The following is a 19,741-nucleotide window of genomic DNA, read 5'->3' as shown; positions in this document are numbered from 1 at the left end:
TGGGCCCTGGACGGCGTCCGCGGCCCCCGGATGGCCGAACCGAGCCGAGCGGCCCCTCGGTGCCTGTGGCAGCCTTCCAGAACGCGCCAAGCCCACGCGCCGATCGGAGGAACCATGCCGGACACCACCTTCACGCGGATGCAGGACGCGACCCGCGAGGACTACCAGGTCATCGGGAAGCACAGCCTCGACTTCTTCCAGGGACTTCCCGACCGGGTGCTCCGGCATCTCCAGATCCTCGACGGCGATTCCGGTGGCTATGCCGTGAGTCGGCTCACCCACAGCCTGCAAACCGCCACCCGCGCGGAGCGCGACGGACGTGACGACGAGTACGTGGTGTGTGCGCTGCTCCACGACATCGGGGACACCCTCGCCACCGCCAACCACGCCGATCTTGCGGCGACGATCCTCGAGCCCTTCGTCTCCGACGAGAACCACTGGATCGTGAAGCACCACGCCATCTTCCAGGGGTACTACTTCTTCCACCACCTGGGTCTCGACCGAAACGCGCGGGACGCATTCCGGGACCACCCGCTGTTCCGCGAGTGCGCCGCGTTCTGTCAGAAGTACGACCAGAACAGCTTCGATCCCGAATACGAGACTCTTCCGCTCGAGCACTTCGAGCCGATGGTGCGCAAGCTCCTCGCCGCGCCGCGCAAGTCGATCTACATGAACGACGAGGGCGGGGGGCTGGGGGCGGCCCAGCAGTAATCGCCGTAGCGGGTCAGCGGCTGGGCGCGAGCGCGCTTCGGGCCGCGCGCGCCACGCGCCGCTCGAGCGTGTCGATGTCCAGTGCCTCGATGCCGGCCAACGGCTCGGCGAGCGCAGCGCCGCCGACCCAGAGCCCGGTTTCATCGGGTAGGGAAGCCCGCAACTCGCGCAGATAGGCCCGCGCCCGGCGCGGGTCGAGGGTGACAACGCCGAGTGCCACGGCGATCGGGTTCGACTTTCGCGTCGCGCCGATCACCGCAGAGACCGGGAGATTGGGGCCGAGGTAGGTCACGGCGGCGCCGGCGCCGGCGGCGATCACCGCGGCACACAGCGATCCGAACTCGTGGGGTTCTCCTTCCGGAGTGGAGAACAGGAGCTGAGGGGCCTGCGGAAGGCGCGGCGTGTTGCGGAGTACCACGCCCAGCAGCGCGCGGGTGGTGCTGCTCAGCAGGTGCTCGGCTTCGACCGATCCTTCGCCGCGGGCCCAGCGGTCACCGACTTCGCGCATCAACGGCAGGATCACGCGACGGACGCAGCGACTGGGCCCGAGCAGATCGAGCTGGTCGGTGAGGAGCTGTTCGATCCCCGGCGCGTCCAGCGCCTCGAGCGCTTCGAGTGCGCCGCTCAGCGTGTCGACCGGCGCACGCGCGATCGGCTGCAGGTGCAGCTCGAGGTCGTCATCGCTCAGCTGTGCGATGTCGCTGATGCGATGTCCTGCGTCGACCGCCGAACGCAGCAAGCGCAGCCGTGACACTTCCTCGCGGCTGTAGCGGCGCGTGCCGCGCGGTGTGCGCGCCGGAGCGACGGCGCCGTAGCGGCGCTCCCAGGCGCGGAGGGTGTGGGCGGTCAGGCCCGTGAGGCGCACGACGGCGCCCAGAGAGTAGGGCGTGGCGTCCGCCTCGATCAGCGAGACGGGTTCGCTGCGATCGATGTCTTCGAGTGTCATGGCGCGCCTCGGCCGCTGGCGTTTCGTCCGCTCAATGCCGGCGCCCTCCCAGGATGCGGTGGGTCGCCCGGCGTCCGAGGATCCGCACGGTTCCCGACTGGACCAGGTCGTCCAGCGCCTCGGCGATCTGTTGGTCGTCGAGCTCGAGGTCACGCATCCAGTCGAGCAGTTGCCGGAACGTGCACGGAGCGGCCGACACCGGCAAGGTGGAACGCTCGGATCCCCCGGGGGGATTCTGGCTTTGTCGAGTCTGCGGAGAGGTGGGATTCATCGAGGGCTCCGGGCCGGGGAGTTTTTTCAGAATAATGTCTGTCTAGGTCTTGTCGAGAAAAAATCTAGATTTAATATAGACAGTGCGCGCAACACTGAGGGGAACCCCAATGGACCACCACCTCGATTCGACCTCCGAAACCCGCGACCTCCCGCTGGCCCTGGAGCCGGCTCCCGAGGCCACCACCCAACCCTCCGACTCGGGGAGCGGCGCAGGGCCCGATGCGGTCGGCCGCTACCTCGAGACCCTGCGGCGCCTGCCGCTGATGAAGCCCGGCGAGGCCACCGAACTCGCCCACCGGATCCGGGCGGGGGAGGAAGCCCTGCGGGCTTCTCTCGCCGAGATGCCGGCAGCGTCGCGCCTGGTGGTCGAGCGCTGGCAGGAGCGCCGGCGCGACGGTCGGGTGACGGGCACGATGGCGCACCGCTACCGGGAGAACCCGAGCCACGACTGGACCACGCCGTTCGACGCGCACATGGAGGCGCTCGAGCAGCACCTCGCGTCCTGGCAGGAATCGGTCGACCGCCACGGCCGCAGCGCGACGCAGACCCAGCGCGTCGCGGAGAAGATCGGCGCGGAACTCCAGGAGGCGCACGTTCTCCTCGAGATCCTCGAGGACGTGCACACCGAACTCGCCGCCGTACTTGCTGCACCGGCCACCCGCGAGATCCGGGCGCGCCGCAAGGCACTCGGGCTGGCGGCGTGTGACCGGCGCTCCGCCAAGTCCGCGGCCAGCGCCCGCGGCGATCGTTCCGAGGCGCGACAGACCTTCGCGAGCCGCAACCTGCGCCTCGTGATCAAGGTGGCGAAGCGCTATCGCAAGCTGGGCGTGCCCTTCATCGACCTGATCCAGGAAGGCAACGTGGGTCTCTTGCGGGCGGTCGAGAAGTTCGATCCGGATCGCGGTTTCCAGTTCTCGACCTACGCCGTGTGGTGGATCGAGCAGGCGATGATCCGCGCGATCCAGCACCACTCGCGAACCGTTCGACTTCCCTCGAACCTCTACGATCAGGAGCGAGCGGTACGTCGCGCGCGGGAGAGCCTCCTCACCCGCCAGGCCGCCGAGCCCGATTCTCTGGACCTGGCCACCGCGCTGGATCTCCCCTTCGAGACCGTCGACCGGATCGCGGGCGTCACCGCGCGCGCGAAGTCGATCGACGAGCCGGTGACCGAAGACGGTGAGGTCACCCTCGGCGACCGGCTCGCAGAGGAAGAGGAAGATCCGGCTTCGGGGTTCGACATGCGGCGCGTGCACCGCGTGCTCGGCGATGCGATGCGAGCGCTCAGCCAGCGCGAGCAGAGCGTCCTGTCGCTGCGCTTCGGCTGGGCCGACGGCAACCCGCTCACGCTCCACGAGATCGGCGACCGGATCGGCCTGTCGCGCGAGCGCGTCCGCCAGCTCCAGATGGGCGCGCTCGAGAAGCTCCGCGCCTCGGGTGAGGTCGCGCGCCTCGCCGAGTTCCTCGAAGCCGGCGTCTGATCCCAGAGGCGCCCTGCCACTCCCGGGTTCGTCGGATCACTCCTCTCCGGCGACGAGGCGCCCGCTTCATCCGGAAGCGGGCGCCGGACCCGGCGGGTTCAGCCGGCCATTTGCAGCGCGAGTGGAGTCTTCGAAGGTCTGCGGAGGGCAGTGCCGGTCGCTGAGACCGCCTGCCCGCGGGGCGGCCGTCGATCGGCCGAAATCCGGCTCCCGAACGCCGCCGCCGTCGACAGGCGGTCCGCCCGTTTGCGTCCAAAGCTGCGCGCTCCCGAGGGCGTCGCGGGAAAGTGTCGCTCCCAGCGATTTCTGCGCGACACCCACTCGGCTTCCGGGGTTACCTACGAGAAACCCGCCGGCGGACCCTCTCCGGGTTCGCGGGCATCCACCTCGTCCCTTCCCGGAGATCCCCCCATGAAACCCTCTGGTCGTTCTCTCGAGATCGTCGCGGTTGGCCTCGGTCAGGCCGGCGGCAACATCGCGGCCGAGTTCCACCGACGTGGATACCGCGGCCTGGCCTTCAACACGGCCCAAACCGACCTCACCTCCCTCGGGGCCAGCCGCCTCGCCCTGCCCGAATCCCAGCGCATCTACATCGGCCTCGAAGGCTCGGATGGCGCCGGGAGCGATACCCACTACGGCACCGAGTGCGTCACGGAGAACGCCGATCTCATCCGCAAGGCAGTCGAAGAGCATGCCGTCGGCGCCGACGTCGTGGCGCTCTGCGCCGGCCTCGGTGGGGGCACGGGTTCGTGCGTCGCCGAGCTCACGAAGGTGATCGAGGATCTCTCGCTCCCCGTCGTGATCCTCACCGCGCTGCCCCACCACCACGAGAGCGGCATCGCCAAGGTGAACGCGCTGCGCGCGATTCGCGACCTGTCCGCGACGCCGGCCTACGGATGGGTGCTGATCGACAACGCGCGTCTGGCGCAGGGCCACCAGGACGTCCCCCTCGATTCGTACTTCGAGACCATCAACCGCGAGATCGTCGAGCCGATCGACGTCTTCAACCGCCTGAACGATCGCGACTCGGCACAGGCGATTCGCACCCTCGATGGTGAGGACTTCCGCACGCTGCTCTTCTCGGGTGGTGTGCTGAGCTACCACACCGAGGAGCTGCCCGAGCTCAACGCCGAAGGCGTGCTCGATTCGGTGCGCGGCGCGATCGGTGAGAACCCGATGATGCCGAAGGACTCGGACATGAAGGACGTGTCCTACCTCGGTCTCGTGATCGAGGCGTCCGAGCGCGCTCTGACGGCGAGCCCCTTCTCTCTCTACGAGAAGATCGTCGAGCAGCTGAAGCGCGAGACGGGCGGCGCTGCCGTGTACATCGGCCTGTACCGCAACATCGCGTCCGACGACGCGACTGCGACGGTGCGGATGATCTCGGCATCCCAGGCGCTCCCCGCCTCGATCGACGACATGCTCGAAGAGGCGACGCGCGAAGCCGACACCATCCAGTCGAAGGTCCAGCAGACGGTGAAGGCGATCGATCTCGGTAGCCTCGACCAGCTCCGCCTGCGCCGGCATGCGGTGCCGCGCGGGCCGCGCGTCCCGAATCGGCCGGCCCCTCTCGCCGAGAAGTCGACGAAGGCGCCGACGAAGGACATGCCACGACTGGCGGATGTCCTGCGCCAGCCCGGTGCCGAAGCCGAGGCCGAAGCGGCCCCGGATGCTCCGGAGAGCGCCACCACGGTGGGCGAGCTCTACCGACGCCTGGGTCGTCGCGGTCCGAAGTCGAAGGCCACGGCGGCGCGCGAGAAAGCCGCCGCGGCGAAGCCACGCGCTAGGACCCGCAAGGTCGACGAGCTGCGCCGGATGGTCGCGGTCGGAGAGCCCGAGGCTCCGGCGAGCGAAGCGCCGGCCAGCGAGGCGCCGGCCGGCGACGGCGGCGGTGTCGTCACGAGCGATGGCGCGGTGCAGGATCGCTACGAGCGACTGGCCCACGCCTTCCGCGACGCGAAGAACGAGAAGCGGCGCCTCGACGTGGCCCGTGAACTGGTCGCGGCGCAGCGTTCGGGAGATCCGACCGAGCGGTTCTACGCGGTGAACGCCATGACCCGAGTCGACGCAGCGTACTTCCGTGACGCGCTCGCCGACGCCGCCAAGGACGACAACCGTCACGTCGCCGGGCTCGCCCAGCGCGCCCTCGACGCCCTGGCCGACGTCGGCTGACGGAGCGTCTCGCAAACAGCAACGGCCCCGGTGGCGACCTCGCCATCGGGGCCGTTCGCGTTTCGGGCGCCGGCTACTGCAAGAGCCGGGTGTTCGGGTAGGCCGCGTACCAGCCGAACCAGAAGGCCCGGTGCGCAGGGAGTCGGTCGAGGCGCGCTGCCGCGTCTGGCGTGTTCCGCACCAGGGCGTCCTCGGTGAGCCGCCAGCTGCCGCCGACGTTGTCGACGGCCGTGCGGTCGCCATCGAACGAGCGGAACTGGTGCTCTCCGCGCGCATAGACGCGACTCGCTCCCGACGTGTCGGTGAAGATCACGTAGGGAACCCCGTTCTCGGTGCCCTCGAGCGTCGGCGTCGCGGCGAGCTTCTCCACGGCGATGGCAGTGGGCGAAGCGCCCGCTCCGAAACGCAGGGCGAGCACCTCGGACTTGTTCGCGAGGCGGCGATCGAGGCTCGGCACCTCGAACATCAGCTCGTCGGTGGCGAAGTAGCTGCGGTAGGCGACGCCTTCTCCGTAGTCCCGCTCGTGGCCCGTGTCGAGGGAGAGGACCGTCGTCTCGGGGTGAAGGGCCTGCCAGCGTTCCCAGGTGGTGGTGACGACGTGGCGCGGAGTGAGGCGGATGCCCTTTCCGACGAGCGGCCCGATCGCGGGCTCGCCACGCAGGGTCGACCACAGGGACTCGGTGGCGTGGTCGTACATGAGCTTGTTCGAGCGGTAGAGGAAGCCGCTGGTTCCGAGCTCGTGGTGCGTCCCCTCGAACTCGGTCTCGTAGACGATCATGCTTCCGCAGAGGGTGCAGTAGACGCCCGCGACGCTCGTGCCGCCGATCGTGTCCTTGAACATTTCGTGCCAGGCGAGAATGCGCTTCGGGTAGGCGCGTGCCTCGCCGCCGAGCGCGATGCCGAAGACGACGTTGTCGGGAGCGAGGTAGTCGGCTTCGGCGGCCGGGATCATGCGGGGGCGGTCGAGGGGCGGGATTCCGTCGCGGGCGACGCCGCCCCACCGCACCTCGTCGAGACGGATGCGCGCATCCTCGGTGTGATCGTCGAAGTAGGCGGCGAAGTCCGGGTCCAGGTACTCGTAGAGTCGCGCTTTGAAGACGCCGTAGTCGGGATGCGGCGTGATTTCGCGCGACCACACCCAGCGGAAGGCGGCGTCGTGATCCGTGCCGAAGCTCGTCTTCGTCCCGCGCTCGAGAGCCTCGAAGATTGCGGAGCGGTGGCGGCTGAAGCGGGACACCTCGAGGAGCATCGGGGCGTAGCCGTCCCGCCAGTCGCTCGTAATCAGGTCCAGGGCCTCCTTCGCCAGTAGCGGATCGTTCTGGACGAGGGCGAAGAAGATCTCGACGGGGATCGGCGGGCGCGCCTCACTTGCCGCGGGCGCTGTAGGTGCCTCCGCGTCCGGGACGGCCTCCACGCTGCAGGCGACCCCGACCCCCAGGGCCAGGATCAGAGCTGCCGCGCGCAGAAGCGGGCAGTGTCGAGGAGTGGGAAGCGGGGTCGCTCGGGTCGGGCTCGGGTTCGGCACGCTCCTTCGATGATCGGTCGAACGAAGCGTTGCGCGTAGTCTCTGCGCTTTTCGAGGACTCCGGGCCTACGCGCTCTTCCGCTGGTCTTCGGGCGTGTACCGCACCCGGAGCTCGGAGACGCTCCGGACCAGGGCCGACGGCGCGAACTTGGGGCCGCCGTTCGAGTACTCCATGTCCGGGAAACGGCGCAGGATCTCGCGGAAGGCGACCCGCATCTCCATCCGCGCGAGGTTCGCGCCCAGACAGAAGTGGTTGCCGATGCCGAAGGCGAGGTGTTGAGGCTTGCGGTCGATGTCGAAGACGCCCGGGTTCTCGTACTGCCGGGGGTCGCGGTTCGCGGCGCCGTAGATCATCAGCACCTTCTGCCCCTGGCGAATCGGGGTGCCGCGCAGCTCGGTGTCCTGGGTCGCCGTGCGAATGAAGCTGAGCACGGGCGAAGTCAGGCGCAGCATCTCCTCGACGGCATCCGGGATCAGACTCGGGTCCTCGACCAAGCGCTGGCGCGCTTCCGGGTTCTCGATCAAGAGCTGGAGCCCGCCCGAGAGGCCGTTCCGCGTGGTCTCGTTGCCCGCGACCATCAGCAGGATGCACATTTTGATGAGCTCGTCGTTGCTCATCTCGCGCGTCTCGTCGTCCCGGTCGAGGGCCGTCTCGATCGCCGACATGCGCCCCTCGAGCTGCTTGAGGACGCCGTCGTCCTTCGCGCGGACGAGGATGCTGATCAGGTCGTCCTTGGGCTCGCGGCGGCGGTCTTCGATCACCTGGGTGACGTAGCCGATGTACTCGACGGCGGCCTGGCCGGCTCGCGCGGCGATCTCGGGTTTGTCGAAGTTGCCCTGGGCCAGGATCATGTGATCCGACCACTGGTGGAAGCGATCCCGGTCTTCTTTCCGAATGCCGATCATCTCGGCGATCAGGATCAGCGGCAGCGGAACGGCCACGTCCTCGACGAAGTCGCACTCTTCTTGTCGGGCGATGGCGTCGAGGGCGTCGTCGGTGATCTGCTGGAAGACCGCTTCCCACTTCTTGACCATGCGCGGGGTGAAGCCGCGGTTGATCAGGCTCCGCATCTCGCCGTGGCGGGGCTCGTCTTCGTCGATCATGCCGATCTTCGGGCTCGCAGCGCCGGGCAGCACACCTTCGCCCGAGCAGAAGATCTCGTTGTGCTTCGAGACGTGGATCACGTCCTCGAAGCGCGTCGCGATGAAGGCACCGGTCTTCTCGCTCCAATAGACCGGGTGGTTCTCGCGCAGGCGCTCGAGGCGCGCGGGCATCTCGGCGTCCCAGCTGGAGGAGTGAGCGAAATCGACATCGGGTTCCATGGCCGTTCCTTCGTGGCGGGGCGCCGGGCGCGCGACCCGCAGATGAGAGAGGGTCGATCAGTCGCGTTGGGCGAGCGTCGACAAGACGAACTCCGTCGCGTCGAAGAGTCCTCGCTCGACGGGGTAGTGGGGATCCGCGAGCCAGCGCGTGATGGCGGAGTTGAGCATGCCCACCGCCATCTGCGCGAGGAAGGCGGGGTCTGCGTCGTCGCGCATCTCGCCGCGCGCCTGGCCAGCGGCGATCAGCGCCTCGAAGGGCTCGTGGACGCGGTCCAGGTACGGGTGTGGTCCGTCCGGCGTTGCGTCCTGGCGCATGAACTCGAGCAGCACGTCTCGGGCGACGCCGCGCTGGGCGGCGATCGCATCGGTGGCCGACGCGACGAAACGTCGCAGCCGCTCCTCGCTCGGTGCGTCGCCCAAGAGGTGGGCCTGCATCAACAGCTGCAGCTTGTCGACGACCTCCGTGGCCATCCATCCGAGCAGGCTCTGCTTGCCGGCGAAGTGGTTGAAGAAGGTGGCCGTCGCCACGTCGGCGAGTTCGGCGATTTCGTCGACCGTCGTCGCGTCGAAGCCCTGCTTCGAGAAAAGCTCGCGCGCGGCGTTGTAGATCCGCTCGCGCACCTCGCGCTTGCGGCGCTCGCGCCGACCGGTGGGGGCGGTCTCGGGGGCTTCGTTCACCGTGAGTGACCTTCGAGGCTCATCCAAGCTTGGAGTCTATTCCAAGTTTGGAGCCGCGTCGAAGGTGGCCTGCAATCTGGACTCAACATCCCGTAAAGGTTGAGGATTCTGAATCACTCGGGGCCACGAGCAGCCGGAGCTTCCGACCTTCGCAGGTACTTCGGCGAGACGAATGTCGTCGGGCCGGTGCGGAAGCGCATGCTCGAACAGATCCGACGCTTCCCGCGCGAAGCGCAACCCGAACGACGCGGGCGCCGCGACTTCGATGCGGACCTGGTCGCCACCGTGATGTCGAGCATGTCCGAGCGCGCTACGAACCGCGGGGTTCGTGGCGCAGCGCTGCGCCGTTGGGCGGACGCCTGCAGCGACATGCTATGTCGCCAGCTGCGCAGCGCAGACGAGAGCTCAGCCGGGGGCGTGGCAGACCGCCTCGACGTTGTTGCCATCCGGGTCCAGCACGAACGCGCCGTAGTAGTGCTCGTGATAGATGGGCCGCGGCCCCGGGGTGCCGAAGTCGCTGCCGCCGGCGGCGAGCGCAGCCGCGTGGAAGGCGTCGGCGGCCGGGCGATCGGGAGCGAGGAACGCCACGTGCCGCGGCGTGTACTCCACCAGGGTCTCGACCACCCAGAAGGCCGGCTTCCCGGGTGGCCCGAAGGCGCACAGCCGGCGCTCCGGGAACTCGGTGTCCCACGCGGCGGTCATCTCCATCTGCAGCGTGTAGCCAAGGGGCGCCAGGGCTTGCTCGTAGAAGGTTTTCGTCCTGGGGAAGTCGGTGGCGTAGGTGCTGAGGTGGTCGAGCATCGACTACGCGTTGATCCCGAGGACGATGAGCCAGACGCCGCAAACCAGGCTCACCAGAAACACGATCGTGCGCAGTATCGGCTGGTCAGCGAGGTAGGCCGCTGCGTGTCCCAGGCGGGCTGCGACGTAGACCATCGCGAGGGTGGCCGAGGTGCCCGGCGCTCCCCCGGCGAGGTGATTGATCACCACCGCGGTACCGAAGAAGCTCACCGCCTCCCAGGCGTTCTGCTGGGCCGCGTAGGCGCGCGCAGCGATTCCGCGCAGCTCCTGCGCCTGCACGCGCGGATGGTTGTTGTCGAGGCTGCCGAGTTGCTTCACCCGGAGCGCTCCGCCCAGTCCGGCGAGGACGTAGGGCATGACCAAGACGATCAACAGGCACCAGAAGGGTGTCGTCATCGGATTCCTCCCCGGCCGCGCGAGTCACGGCGCGGTGTCATCCTATCACCGTGCCAAGCTACGCGTGGGCTAGAAGCCCAACGCGGCGACGATGGCGGCAATGAACGCCAGGACGGCGATTGCGGTGCGTCCCCAATGCCAGAGCGACCAGCGGCGCAGCTCGGCCGCGACGTCCTCGGGTGCAATCTCGCCGGAGGCGAACGACGCATTCGCGCGTTGGAAGTAGAGCGGGAACGACGCCACGACGAGCACGGATGCGCCCGTCGCGACCGCGAGGGCTTCGAGCCCCGGAGCCTCGACGCTCAGAACGCCTGCGACCGCGAGGGCCGGCATCAGCACGGCGGCCACCTCGAGCGGTCCGAAGAAGCGCAACAACAGGTCGGCATGCTTCGCGTACCAGTCGAGGAAGTCGCGCGGCGCGAGGCCCCGCCAGAAGGGGACGAGGATCGCGCCCTCGGCGATCAAGGCGCCCGCGGCGATTCCGAGTACGGCGACACTGACCAGAACGAGTGCGTCGACCATGGTCGGAACAGCCTACCAGTTTGGCGGGGACGGAGGCGGCACGGGCGGATCGTCGATTCGAATCACCGGAGCGAATCAGCCTGCGGGAAGCGTGAGCGGCATCTCGGCGTAGCGATGCCAGAGCAGCATCTTCTGGGGTTCCAGCGCATCCGCTCGCGGGGCAAGGCGGGCTTCGGGAAAGCGCTCGATCAGCGCCTCGAGGGCGATGCGCGTTTCGAGTCGCGCGAGTTGCGCGCCCAGACAGAAGTGATTTCCGTGGGAGAAGCCGAGGTGCGGGTTCGGGTGGCGGGCGATGTCGAAGCGTTCGGGCGCGTCGAAGGCGTCGGGGTCGTGGTTCGCCGAACCCAACAGGGGGATCACCGCCGACCCCTTCGGGATCTTCACGCCGGCGAGCTCGACCTCTTCGGTGGCGTACTGGAGCTTGGTTCCGTGAATCGGACCGCGAAAGCGCAGGATCTCTTCGACGGCGGTCGGCCAACCGTCGGGATCTGCGCGGAGTGCGCGCCAGGCCTCCGGGTGCTGCAAGAGCGTGCGGACGCCGTTGCCGATCAGGTGCGTCGTCGTCTCGAAGCCCGCCACCACCAGGAGGAAGACCATGCTCACCACTTCGTCCTCGGTCAGCCGGTCTCCTTCCGCTTCGGCTTCGAGGAGGCCGGTCAAGAGATCGTCCCCCGGGTCCTTGCGCTTCGCTTCGACGAGCTCGCGAACGAGGGCGATCGCGCGTCGCAAGTCCCAGGCGAACAGCCGCAGCACCATCCATAGGGAGAGGCCGCCGGTGAGCGCGCGCACGCTCTCCTGGAAGCGGGGCATCATCGCGCGCGGCACCCCGACGAGCTCGCCGATCACTGCGACGGGAATCGGCGCGGCGAAGTGGCGCAGCAGGTCGACCTCGCGTTCGGGGTGGCGACGCGCGGTGGCTTCGAGGTTGTCGAGCGCCTGCGCGGTGAACGCGCGGATGCTCGGCTCCAGCCGCGCCACGGCGCGGGGCGTGAATGCCTGGTTGACGAGGTTGCGCAGCCGCCGGTGCGCCGGATCGTCCTCGGTGATCATGCTCTGGGCGAGCAGGGCCACCGACCGGGGGGTAGGGAAGGGCATGCGCCCGCCTCCCGTGGCCGTCGAGCGGTTGCGGACGAAGCGCGTGTCCTTCAGGAGATCGAGGCAGTCCGAGTGCCGCGCGACCACGTAGATCGGGAGGAAGCCGGCTCGGGCCCGGCACACCGGGGCCTCGGCCCGCAGGCGCTCGTAGTAGGCGTACTTGTGGGTCGCGAACGCCTGGGTCGCGAGCGGGATCGGCTTCGAGAGGTCGAGGGGCGGGGCAGGTCCGGCCATTCCCCGGAGAGTGTGGCCTGCGAGGGGCGCCACCACCGCTCTTTTTGCGCGCGGGGACCGTTTCCAGGCGCCGGAGGGTAGAGTCGAAAGTGCATTCTTTTCAGGGGTTTGGAGGAATCCCGGTCGGGTCCTTGGGATTTCCCTCGCGGGCTGTGAAGTGCTTCACACCTCCCGGGCACCGGCCTGCGGTTCCTTGGGGTCGTGCCCGAGAGGGGCCGCCCCGGAGGATCCCATGACCATTACCTTCCCGATTCTGTTCCTGGCCTGGTTCGTGTTCGTGTCCTTCGGGATCGGCGTCCTCGTCGCGGGAGAGCGCTCCTGGTCGCGCGTACGCGCGCGCCGCACGGTCCGTTCGGTACCCGCGCTCACCCCGGCCCGCGCTTAGGTCACCCGGTTCGGGAGCGCCGGCTCGCTTGTCGGCGAGCAAGGCGATGCAGGACGAGTACGGCGGTGATGCCCGCGAGGGCAGACAGCGTCCCTGCCGGTTCGGGCAGGAACTCGAAGGTGAGCGTTGCGGTGCCCGCCGAGCGGATCCCCCAGAACGGAGGGGTCACGTTCGCGATCCAAGGGGACACCAGCTGAAGCGTTCCCATACTGGAGTTCGGGCCGCTTCGGTTGTCACCACCGGTTGCCGTCCGGACCGTCGAAATCGTGCCGAGCTGCTCGATCGCCCGTACGCGACCCGTGGTGAACGGCAGGTTCCAGACCATCACCGTGATCGGCGCGTATCCCATCGTCGCCAGGTTCGTTGCAAACCCGGTTGCCGTCACGATCTGGGTCGGAGTTGCGCGGTTGTGGCCGACCATGTGAGGTCCGCTCAGCCAGCCCAGCTCGATCACGATTCCGGCCGACGCGTTTACGCCAAGCCGCTTCTGCACGGCGCCGCTGGCGCGCCAACCGCCCCCGAAGCGCGCCGCACCCGCCTCCAGCACCGCCATCAAGGGGACCCCCGCAGTCGGCGTCGGCACGCTCACCGTCCGATTGCCGGGCCCGAGGCCGGCTCCGACCCGATGCTCCTCCCGCACGCTGCCCTGCTGAAAGATGCGCATCCCGGAGGCGGTGGTGCTCGTCGTGATCTCGAACTCGGCAGGAGCGGCGAAACTGCTGAATTCCGTGTAGTGGGCCGGCCCGAGCAGACTCGTGGGGATCGCCACTGCGCATGTGCTCATCGCGTATCGCGCCATGCCGTTCGGGCCGGGGGCACCGGGCTTCGCCACTACCGTGACGTTCGCCGTCGGGTTCGGCGTGCCGTACTGGAAAGGACGCAGTGCACGCAGCGAGCGCGGCGCGCTCGATCCAAGCTCGGCGACGCCGTGTCCAGGGACCGCACCGGTCGCATGGGGAGCCAGCCCCTGGTTGCAGCGTGGGCGAGCGCCGATCCGTTGCGTGTAGCTGAACGGATTCCCGGCACTCCCAACACCGGCGGCGTAGGTCGAGTCGAATTCCACGACCAGGCCCGCGGCGCTGCCTGGGAACACCAGGAGCGGGAGAAGTCCAAAGGCCTTTCGCGCGACGTCACGCAACCGCACAGGCGACCTCCCTCGACGGGGTGGCAGACACCACCAGCCTACTCCGAGGGCCGGCTGGCTCGGAAGCCCGAAGTTCACGAGCGCGCAGCAGCCGCGCTTGCGGCCCCGCGGGCCCGGACGCCGGGCTCGGAACACGCTTCTCTCGATGGGCGCCTCGCGTTACGGTGATGCGTCCCTGAACCGCCAACGAATGGAGTGAACTCGATGCGTCGTTTCTTGCTCGTCCTCTTCGTGTGTTTCGCGATGTCCGCCTGTGTGCGGGCGCCGGGTGGCGTGGCCCCGTCCAACATCCCCCTCGAGCCAGGTGGCTACACGGTGATCGGTCCGGTCGCCGGCAAGGATTGCAAGACCATGCTGCTCGGACTCATTCCGATCAGCGGGGGCAATCAGGTGGCCGACGCCATGAAGGCGGCCAAGACCAAGGAGCCCGGCACCGACGCCCTGGTCGACATCACGATCGACATCGTCGGCAAGAATTTCATCCTCTTCACCCAGACCTGCACGGAAGTGCGGGCGATGGCGGTGCGCGTGCCGTAGCACTTCGCACGCATCCACGGAAACGAGGACGGCCCATCCGAGCGCTCGGATGGGCCGTCCTGTTTCGCTCGTGTGAACGCGTTCTAGGCGGCCGACTTCTCCAGGATGTGCACGCCACAGGCCGAGGCCAGCCCGATTACGTGGGCCAGGCCGACCTTTGCGCCCTCGATCTGGCGCGGGCCCGCTTCGCCGCGCAGGTGGTGGCAGACCTCCCAGATGTTGGCGATGCCCGTCGCCGCGATGGGGTGGCCCTTCGACTGCAGGCCGCCCGACACGTTCACGGGCATGCGGCCGTCGCGCCAGGTGGCGCCCGACTTGAAGAAGTCGACGGCCTCGCCCTCGGGGCAGAGCTTCAGGTTGTCGTAGTGCACGAGCTCGGCGGTGGCGAAACAGTCGTGCAGCTCGACGAGGTCGAGGTCTTCCGGCCCGACGCCCGCCTGCTCGTACGCCTGCTCGGCCGCGCGTCGCGTGAGGGTGTTGACGTCGGGCAGCACCTGGCAGGCTTCCTGGTAGGGATCGCTGGTCAGGATCGACGCCGAGATCTTCACGGCGCGGCGCTGCTGCTCGAGCGAGAGCGTCTTCAGCTTCGCGTCGCTCACGACGACCGCGGCCGCCGCCCCGTCGCAGTTCGCCGAGCACATCGGGCGCGTGTTCGGGTAGGCGATCATGATGTCGCCCATGATCTGCTCGAGCGTCATCTTCTTCGTGTACGCCGCGAGCGGGTTGAGCGTCGAGTGAGAGTGGTTCTTTTCGGAGATCTGGGCGAAGAGCTCGAAACTCGCGCCGCCGTAGCGGTGCCCGTACTCCATGCCCACCTGGGCGAACACACCCGGCATCGTGTCGGTGCCGATGCGCCCGTCCACCGGTGCGACGGCGCCGAAGCGTCCCGATCGCTCCCAGGTGTCGCCGTCGTCCTTGCGTGACCCGCCGACCAGGAGCCCCGCCCCGGCGAGCTTTTCGACGCCCACCGCGAGCCCCATGTCGGCTTCGCCGGCCTTCACCGTCAGGGCGGCGACGCGCAGGGCGGTCGCGCCCGTCGCGCAGGCGTTAGCGACGTTGTAGGCCGGGATCCCGGTCTGGCCGACCTGCTTCTGGATCTCCTGGGCCACCGAGCCGCGGCCCATCAGGTTTCCGGCGGCGAGGACGCCCATGTCCTGCATGGTCACGCCGCCATCCTTCAGCGCCGCCAAGGTGGCTTCGGTCGCCAGATCGAGGATGTCCTTGTCGTGGTGCTTCCCGAACTGGGTCATGTTGATGCCGAGGATCCAGAGGTCTTCGCTGGCCATGGTGTTTCCTTTTCGAGCGGCGACGGGTCGCCAGATGAGTCGAGTGAAAATTCGCCGGATGAGTCGGACAAGAAGCGAGGGCCCGAGGGTTACGGGATCGGTTCGAAGCCGAAGTTGATGGCTTCGGTGCCCTCGCCGTCGGACCCGATCGGGAAGGTGGTGAGCCGCACCTTCATGCCGAGCTTCACGTGCTCGGGGTCGGCCGGGACGTTCACGATGTTGGCGCGGACGCTGGTGCCCTGGCAGTCGACGACGCCCGACACGAAGGGCACCGGGATGCCCGGCGCGGCGAAGGCGACGATGGTGAAGGTGCGCAGCTCGCCCTCGGTGGCGATCGGGACCTGCTTGAACTCGGTGCCCGAGCACTGGGCGCAGGCACTGCGCCGATCGAAGTAGCGCGCGCCGCACTGGGTGCACTCGTTGGCGACCAGGTGGGGTTGGTCACCGAGGACCAGATAGTCGACGAAGGGGATGGGTTCAGCCAAAGGGGGTCTCCTGTGGTCGCGCGGAGCGACGGGTCCGGTCGGGGCGAGCCGGAAAGCCTGTGATCGCCAGTGTATGTCGAAGCAGCGGGCCCTCGCACGAGGCGCCTCGCCACTTCTCAGGGCGTGGTCGCAGGCGGCCGGCGACCATGCAAGTCGTTGGAACGACGCCGTAATCTGGCGCAGTGGAGCTATGAAAAGCGCTACCCGGGACGGTGTCGGGGCCCGTATGCTGGGATCGTGCGTACCCGGCCGGACGGGGCGAGGAAACCCGGTCCTGTCATGGAGGATTCCCTCATGCGGCGATGCCGAGCCGGAGCGGTCCGTCTGGGCCTCTTGGCGTTCTCGATGCTCTGGGCGACGGCCGCTCCTGCCGCGACCTACTACGCGGCCACCACCGGAGACGACGTCAGCGGCGACGGCAGCGAGGCCAACCCTTGGGCCACGGTGAAGTTCGGCGCCGCGCAGCTCCAGGCCGGGGACACGCTGCTCGTGCGAGCCGGTATGTACCGCGAAACCACCGTGACCTTCGCGAACAGTGGGACGGGGGCTGCGCCGATCACCGTCAAGGCGGCTCCGGGCGAAGCCGTCGTGCTGTCGGGCGCGATCGACGCGTCGGACCCGCTGCTCTGGGAGCCCGCGACCGACGTGATGAGCATGCCCGTGCCCGGCGTGTGGAAGTACATCGGCTCCCCCGACTGCTTCTACAACGTCACCGTCGATCTCGATTCGTTCCAGATGGCGCAGGACGCCCTCGGCCTCGCCTACGACGGCCTGGCCGAGCACATCACGGGGCCGGGCTTCTGGACGCGTTCTCGCGAGACCGGCTGCATCGATGCTTTCGCCTGGGTGCAGGTGCAGGGCGGTGGCAACCCGGGACTCACGAATATCGAACTCTCGCGCGCGGCGCGGGTGATCGACATCGTGGATGGAATCGATCACATCGTTCTCGAAGACCTGACGATCGAGAACGCGAACGATCCCGTGCGCGTCAGCGGCGACTACTTCACCGGTCGTCGCCTCACCTTGCGCAACTCGTTCCAGGACGGGCTCAAGATCAACGGCTCGAATGGCGTGAACGATCTGCAGAGCGTCCACGGCCTCCTCGAGAACTCGGACATCTATCACTTCGGTGAGAACGGCGTGGACATCACCGGTGGCGATTTCTGGACTGTGCGGAACTGCTCGATCCACGACGGCGTCCCGATCCGCGACCCCGATCCGTCGCGACACCCCGATGGCTACCGCACGAACGGCGTGTCTGCGAAGAACGAGAGCATCCGAATCCTGGTCGAGGGCAACCGCTTCTACGACCTGCGCACCCGCTTCGCCGTCGTCGCGATCGGTGGGAACAGCAACGTGTCCGGGAAACCCGTCGTGCGCGAGATGATCGTGCGCAACAACCTCTTCGACAACGTCGTGGCGCCTTCGGTCGTGAACTTCATCGGTGCGCTCAACTCGAAGTTCGTCAACAACGTTGTCGTCAACTCGGACGTCACGGCGAGTGGTCTCACCAATGCCAACGAAACCCTCGTTCAGTTCAGCGAAGGGTTCGTCAACGACACGGATCCGAAAGAGAGCATCGAGAGCCTGAACAACGAGGTCTCGAACAACGTCTTCTGGAACAACACGGCGACCTACAACTACCGCGAACGCATCGTCAATTGCGTTCAGTCGCCGCCGACGCCTTGTGACAACGACACCGGGACCACGATCGATCACAACGTCGTGGAGGACCGCCAGAGCGAGTTCGACACGAACCTCTACGCGGACCCCGCAGCGCTCCTGGCCGGTAAGGGGTACAGCGCGGCCTCGGATACCGGCGCGCCGGCCTTCGTCTCCGCGCCCGACGGCTTGTATCGCCTGGCTTCGATCAGCCTGGGCGCGAACACGGGAGTCGATCTCGCCGAAGCGCCCTACGACTTCCTCGGGCTCTCGAGGCCACAGGGAGCGTCGACGGACCGCGGGATCTACGAGAACCCGGAGCTGCCGACCGGCCTCGAGGACGTCCTCGGGTGGTGGCCCCTCGAAGAGGGGCGCGGGACGATGACCGAGGATGCGTCCGGTAACGGGCGCCATGGAGCGCTGCTCAACCTGCCGACGACGACACCGCGAGATACCCCTTGGCAGGCCGCGTTGCGCGGGAAGGGCCTGCGGTTCGGCGCCGCGGCCGGGAGCGAAGTGCAGATCGCGGCACCCACCGCCTCGTTTGCACAGGGGCTCTCGGTGTCGCTCTGGGCGCGCTTCGATTCGATCGATCCGTCCGAGAACCTCAAGGCGCTCGTGTCTGGTTTGACGGGCGAGGTGCGCACGCGCCTGTTCCAGCGCACGGGCACGTTCCTCGAGTTGCAGTGGGAGGTGGACGGGAGCCTGCAGAACCTCTTCACGACACCCGGCACGCTCGAGGCGGGAGCCTGGACCCATCTCGCGGCCACCCTCGACCCCGTGGCCGGCGAGGCGCGCGTATACGTGAACGGTGCCCTCGACACCACCGATCCCCTCGGTGGAAGCGTGCTCGACACCGGGCCCGATCCAATGCGGATCGGCGGCGACGGTCAGATCGTCCACGATTCCAACGGCGCCATCGAGGGCGTCCGCGTCTACGGCCGTCCGCTCTCCGCGTCCGAGGTCGGAGAGCTGGCGTCGGAGACGAGCTTCCTTCCCGAGCCGGGCGGCGTCCTCCCCCTCGTGCTGGGGGGCGCGTTCCTCGTCACACTGAGGCGTCGACGCCGAGCGTGAGGCGAATGCCGCTCGCGCTGGTGGTCCTTCTCGGCTTTGCTGCGCTTGCGGCCGACGCCCAGTCGCTGCGCTTTCGCGGCCACGGTGGCAGCCCGGGCGAGAACTTCGTCTTCCCCGACCGCGTGAAGATCGACACGCTGCCCCCTGCCGCGGTGAACATCGGGGTTGCGGATTTCACGATCGAGTTCTTCCTGCGCGCGAGCGCTGCCGACAATCCCAACGGTGGCTTCGCGTGCGGTTTCGGGATCGACTGGGTGAACTCGAACATCCTGATCGACCGCGATCGTTTCGGTCAGCCCCGGAAGGTCGGGATCGGTCTGCTCGACGGCGCGGTCGCCTTCGGCGTTGGAGACGACTTCGTCGACTACACCCTGTGCGGCAGTGTCGTCGTCGCCGACGATGCATGGCACCACGTGGCGGTGGAGCGGCGCGCGTCCGACGGACGGCTGCGAATCTGGGTGGACGGCGTACTCGATACGGAGGGGCCTGTTTCCGGCGGCCCCACGGGCGACGTCAGTTATCCGGTCGGCGCCGTCCCGGGCACGTTCTGCAGCCCGGATGGGGGCTCGGGGGCTTCGCCCTGCGACAACTCGGACCCGTTCTGGGTCTTCGGTGCCGAGAAGCACGGGTTCGCAGGCATCAACTACGACGGCTTCCTCGACGAGGTGCGCTTCTCGACGGTGCTCCGCTACACGACGCCGTTCCCCCCGCCCACGACTCCGTTCGCCCCCGACGCCCAGACCGCGGCGCTCTACCACTTCGACGAAGGAGCGGGCGCCACCACCGCGGACGCGACCGGAAACGGCGGAACGGGGACGATCTTCTTCGGCGGATCCGCTCCGCCCGGACCCGAGTGGGTGGCGGAGACGCCGTTCGCGTTCGCCGTGCCCAGCATCGCGCCGCTGGCGCTCGGTGCGCTCGCTGCCGGGCTCGGCTTATGCGGAGCGGTGGGTGCCTGGCGCGCGGTCGCGCGTCCCCGCCGGCGCTGAACCCGGTATTCTGGGCTCCCTTTCT

The 19,741-nt window shown here is 68.3% G+C and carries 19 protein-coding genes; 7 read left to right on the top strand and 12 right to left on the bottom strand.

Annotation, left to right across the window (positions count from 1 at the left end):
• Window positions 1-114: 114 nt before the first annotated feature.
• The gene (locus AAF430_05585) at window positions 115-711 is read left to right on the top strand and encodes an HD domain-containing protein (protein ID MEM7409682.1); all 597 of its coding nucleotides are present in this window, start codon (window positions 115-117) and stop codon (window positions 709-711) included.
• A gap of 13 nt (window positions 712-724) precedes the next feature.
• On the opposite strand, the gene AAF430_05580 is transcribed toward AAF430_05585, so the two are convergent.
• Together AAF430_05580 and AAF430_05575 are read right to left on the bottom strand one after the other, a co-directional pair.
• On the bottom strand, window positions 725-1,657 hold the full coding sequence (locus AAF430_05580) for a MerR family transcriptional regulator (GenBank protein MEM7409681.1): 933 nt from the start codon (window positions 1,655-1,657) through the stop codon (window positions 725-727).
• Window positions 1,658-1,688: 31 nt separating this feature from the next.
• The gene (locus AAF430_05575; protein MEM7409680.1) at window positions 1,689-1,862 is read right to left on the bottom strand and encodes a hypothetical protein; all 174 of its coding nucleotides are present in this window, start codon (window positions 1,860-1,862) and stop codon (window positions 1,689-1,691) included.
• Between the two features lie 175 nt (window positions 1,863-2,037).
• Between AAF430_05575 and AAF430_05570 the strand changes: the two genes are divergently transcribed.
• Together AAF430_05570 and AAF430_05565 are read left to right on the top strand one after the other, a co-directional pair.
• Entirely contained in the window at window positions 2,038-3,408 is a 1,371-nt protein-coding gene (locus AAF430_05570; protein MEM7409679.1) for a sigma-70 family RNA polymerase sigma factor, read from the top strand.
• 411 nt (window positions 3,409-3,819) lie between these two features.
• Entirely contained in the window at window positions 3,820-5,580 is a 1,761-nt protein-coding gene (locus tag AAF430_05565; GenBank protein MEM7409678.1) for a hypothetical protein, read from the top strand.
• 73 nt (window positions 5,581-5,653) lie between these two features.
• On the opposite strand, the gene AAF430_05560 is transcribed toward AAF430_05565, so the two are convergent.
• The 7 genes from AAF430_05560 to AAF430_05530 form a co-directional block, all read right to left on the bottom strand.
• Window positions 5,654-7,105: a DUF3179 domain-containing protein gene (locus tag AAF430_05560; protein MEM7409677.1), complete on the bottom strand. Its 1,452-nt coding sequence runs from the start codon at window positions 7,103-7,105 to the stop codon at window positions 5,654-5,656.
• A 66-nt stretch (window positions 7,106-7,171) separates the two neighbouring features.
• Window positions 7,172-8,428, bottom strand: a complete 1,257-nt coding sequence (locus AAF430_05555; GenBank protein MEM7409676.1) for a cytochrome P450 — start codon at window positions 8,426-8,428, stop codon at window positions 7,172-7,174.
• Window positions 8,429-8,485: 57 nt separating this feature from the next.
• On the bottom strand, window positions 8,486-9,133 hold the full coding sequence (locus AAF430_05550) for a TetR/AcrR family transcriptional regulator (GenBank protein ID MEM7409675.1): 648 nt from the start codon (window positions 9,131-9,133) through the stop codon (window positions 8,486-8,488).
• A gap of 378 nt (window positions 9,134-9,511) precedes the next feature.
• Window positions 9,512-9,907 carry a VOC family protein gene (locus AAF430_05545; protein ID MEM7409674.1) on the bottom strand — a complete coding sequence of 132 codons (396 nt, stop codon included), beginning with the start codon at window positions 9,905-9,907 and terminating at the stop codon, window positions 9,512-9,514.
• A gap of 3 nt (window positions 9,908-9,910) precedes the next feature.
• The gene (locus AAF430_05540) at window positions 9,911-10,303 is read right to left on the bottom strand and encodes an MAPEG family protein (GenBank protein MEM7409673.1); all 393 of its coding nucleotides are present in this window, start codon (window positions 10,301-10,303) and stop codon (window positions 9,911-9,913) included.
• A gap of 69 nt (window positions 10,304-10,372) precedes the next feature.
• Complete coding sequence (locus AAF430_05535) at window positions 10,373-10,825, bottom strand: hypothetical protein (GenBank protein ID MEM7409672.1); 453 nt, start codon at window positions 10,823-10,825, stop codon at window positions 10,373-10,375.
• Between the two features lie 75 nt (window positions 10,826-10,900).
• On the bottom strand, window positions 10,901-12,154 hold the full coding sequence (locus AAF430_05530) for a cytochrome P450 (GenBank protein MEM7409671.1): 1,254 nt from the start codon (window positions 12,152-12,154) through the stop codon (window positions 10,901-10,903).
• A 232-nt stretch (window positions 12,155-12,386) separates the two neighbouring features.
• Here AAF430_05530 and AAF430_05525 point away from each other — a divergent pair, with 232 nt between their 5' ends.
• Window positions 12,387-12,539 (top strand): hypothetical protein, encoded by a 153-nt coding sequence (locus AAF430_05525; GenBank protein ID MEM7409670.1) that lies wholly within the window; start codon window positions 12,387-12,389, stop codon window positions 12,537-12,539.
• A 1-nt stretch (window position 12,540) separates the two neighbouring features.
• On the opposite strand, the gene AAF430_05520 is transcribed toward AAF430_05525, so the two are convergent.
• A complete protein-coding gene (locus AAF430_05520) occupies window positions 12,541-13,683 on the bottom strand; it encodes a hypothetical protein (protein ID MEM7409669.1) in 1,143 nt (380 codons plus the stop codon).
• 204 nt (window positions 13,684-13,887) lie between these two features.
• On the opposite strand from AAF430_05520, the gene AAF430_05515 reads away from it, so the two are divergent.
• Entirely contained in the window at window positions 13,888-14,220 is a 333-nt protein-coding gene (locus tag AAF430_05515) for a hypothetical protein (protein MEM7409668.1), read from the top strand.
• A gap of 83 nt (window positions 14,221-14,303) precedes the next feature.
• Here AAF430_05515 and AAF430_05510 read toward each other — a convergent pair whose 3' ends face one another.
• The gene (locus AAF430_05510) at window positions 14,304-15,506 is read right to left on the bottom strand and encodes a thiolase family protein (protein MEM7409667.1); all 1,203 of its coding nucleotides are present in this window, start codon (window positions 15,504-15,506) and stop codon (window positions 14,304-14,306) included.
• An 89-nt stretch (window positions 15,507-15,595) separates the two neighbouring features.
• Window positions 15,596-15,991, bottom strand: coding sequence for an OB-fold domain-containing protein (locus AAF430_05505; protein MEM7409666.1), 396 nt, complete (start codon window positions 15,989-15,991; stop codon window positions 15,596-15,598).
• Window positions 15,992-16,285: 294 nt separating this feature from the next.
• On the opposite strand from AAF430_05505, the gene AAF430_05500 reads away from it, so the two are divergent.
• Both AAF430_05500 and AAF430_05495 read left to right on the top strand, forming a co-directional pair.
• Window positions 16,286-18,727 (top strand): LamG-like jellyroll fold domain-containing protein, encoded by a 2,442-nt coding sequence (locus tag AAF430_05500; GenBank protein MEM7409665.1) that lies wholly within the window; start codon window positions 16,286-16,288, stop codon window positions 18,725-18,727.
• 5 nt (window positions 18,728-18,732) lie between these two features.
• Window positions 18,733-19,716 carry a LamG-like jellyroll fold domain-containing protein gene (locus AAF430_05495; protein MEM7409664.1) on the top strand — a complete coding sequence of 328 codons (984 nt, stop codon included), beginning with the start codon at window positions 18,733-18,735 and terminating at the stop codon, window positions 19,714-19,716.
• The last annotated feature ends 25 nt before the right edge of the window (window positions 19,717-19,741 follow it).

The sequence above is a fragment of the Myxococcota bacterium genome (genome assembly GCA_039030075.1).
Classification (GTDB): domain Bacteria; phylum Myxococcota_A; class UBA9160; order UBA9160; family SMWR01; genus JAHEJV01.
This window is presented reverse-complemented; position numbering and strand designations above follow the sequence as displayed.

Coding starts and splice junctions, on each gene's coding strand:
- AAF430_05530 (MEM7409671.1), bottom strand. CDS start 12,154: ATGGCCGGACCTGCCCCGCCCCTCGACCTCTCGAAGCCGATCCCGCTC.
- AAF430_05585 (MEM7409682.1), top strand. CDS start 115: ATGCCGGACACCACCTTCACGCGGATGCAGGACGCGACCCGCGAGGAC.
- AAF430_05555 (MEM7409676.1), bottom strand. CDS start 8,428: ATGGAACCCGATGTCGATTTCGCTCACTCCTCCAGCTGGGACGCCGAG.
- AAF430_05525 (MEM7409670.1), top strand. CDS start 12,387: ATGACCATTACCTTCCCGATTCTGTTCCTGGCCTGGTTCGTGTTCGTG.
- AAF430_05515 (MEM7409668.1), top strand. CDS start 13,888: ATGCGTCGTTTCTTGCTCGTCCTCTTCGTGTGTTTCGCGATGTCCGCC.
- AAF430_05495 (MEM7409664.1), top strand. CDS start 18,733: ATGCCGCTCGCGCTGGTGGTCCTTCTCGGCTTTGCTGCGCTTGCGGCC.
- AAF430_05540 (MEM7409673.1), bottom strand. CDS start 10,303: ATGACGACACCCTTCTGGTGCCTGTTGATCGTCTTGGTCATGCCCTAC.
- AAF430_05535 (MEM7409672.1), bottom strand. CDS start 10,825: ATGGTCGACGCACTCGTTCTGGTCAGTGTCGCCGTACTCGGAATCGCC.
- AAF430_05545 (MEM7409674.1), bottom strand. CDS start 9,907: ATGCTCGACCACCTCAGCACCTACGCCACCGACTTCCCCAGGACGAAA.
- AAF430_05500 (MEM7409665.1), top strand. CDS start 16,286: ATGCGGCGATGCCGAGCCGGAGCGGTCCGTCTGGGCCTCTTGGCGTTC.
- AAF430_05570 (MEM7409679.1), top strand. CDS start 2,038: ATGGACCACCACCTCGATTCGACCTCCGAAACCCGCGACCTCCCGCTG.
- AAF430_05580 (MEM7409681.1), bottom strand. CDS start 1,657: ATGACACTCGAAGACATCGATCGCAGCGAACCCGTCTCGCTGATCGAG.
- AAF430_05565 (MEM7409678.1), top strand. CDS start 3,820: ATGAAACCCTCTGGTCGTTCTCTCGAGATCGTCGCGGTTGGCCTCGGT.
- AAF430_05510 (MEM7409667.1), bottom strand. CDS start 15,506: ATGGCCAGCGAAGACCTCTGGATCCTCGGCATCAACATGACCCAGTTC.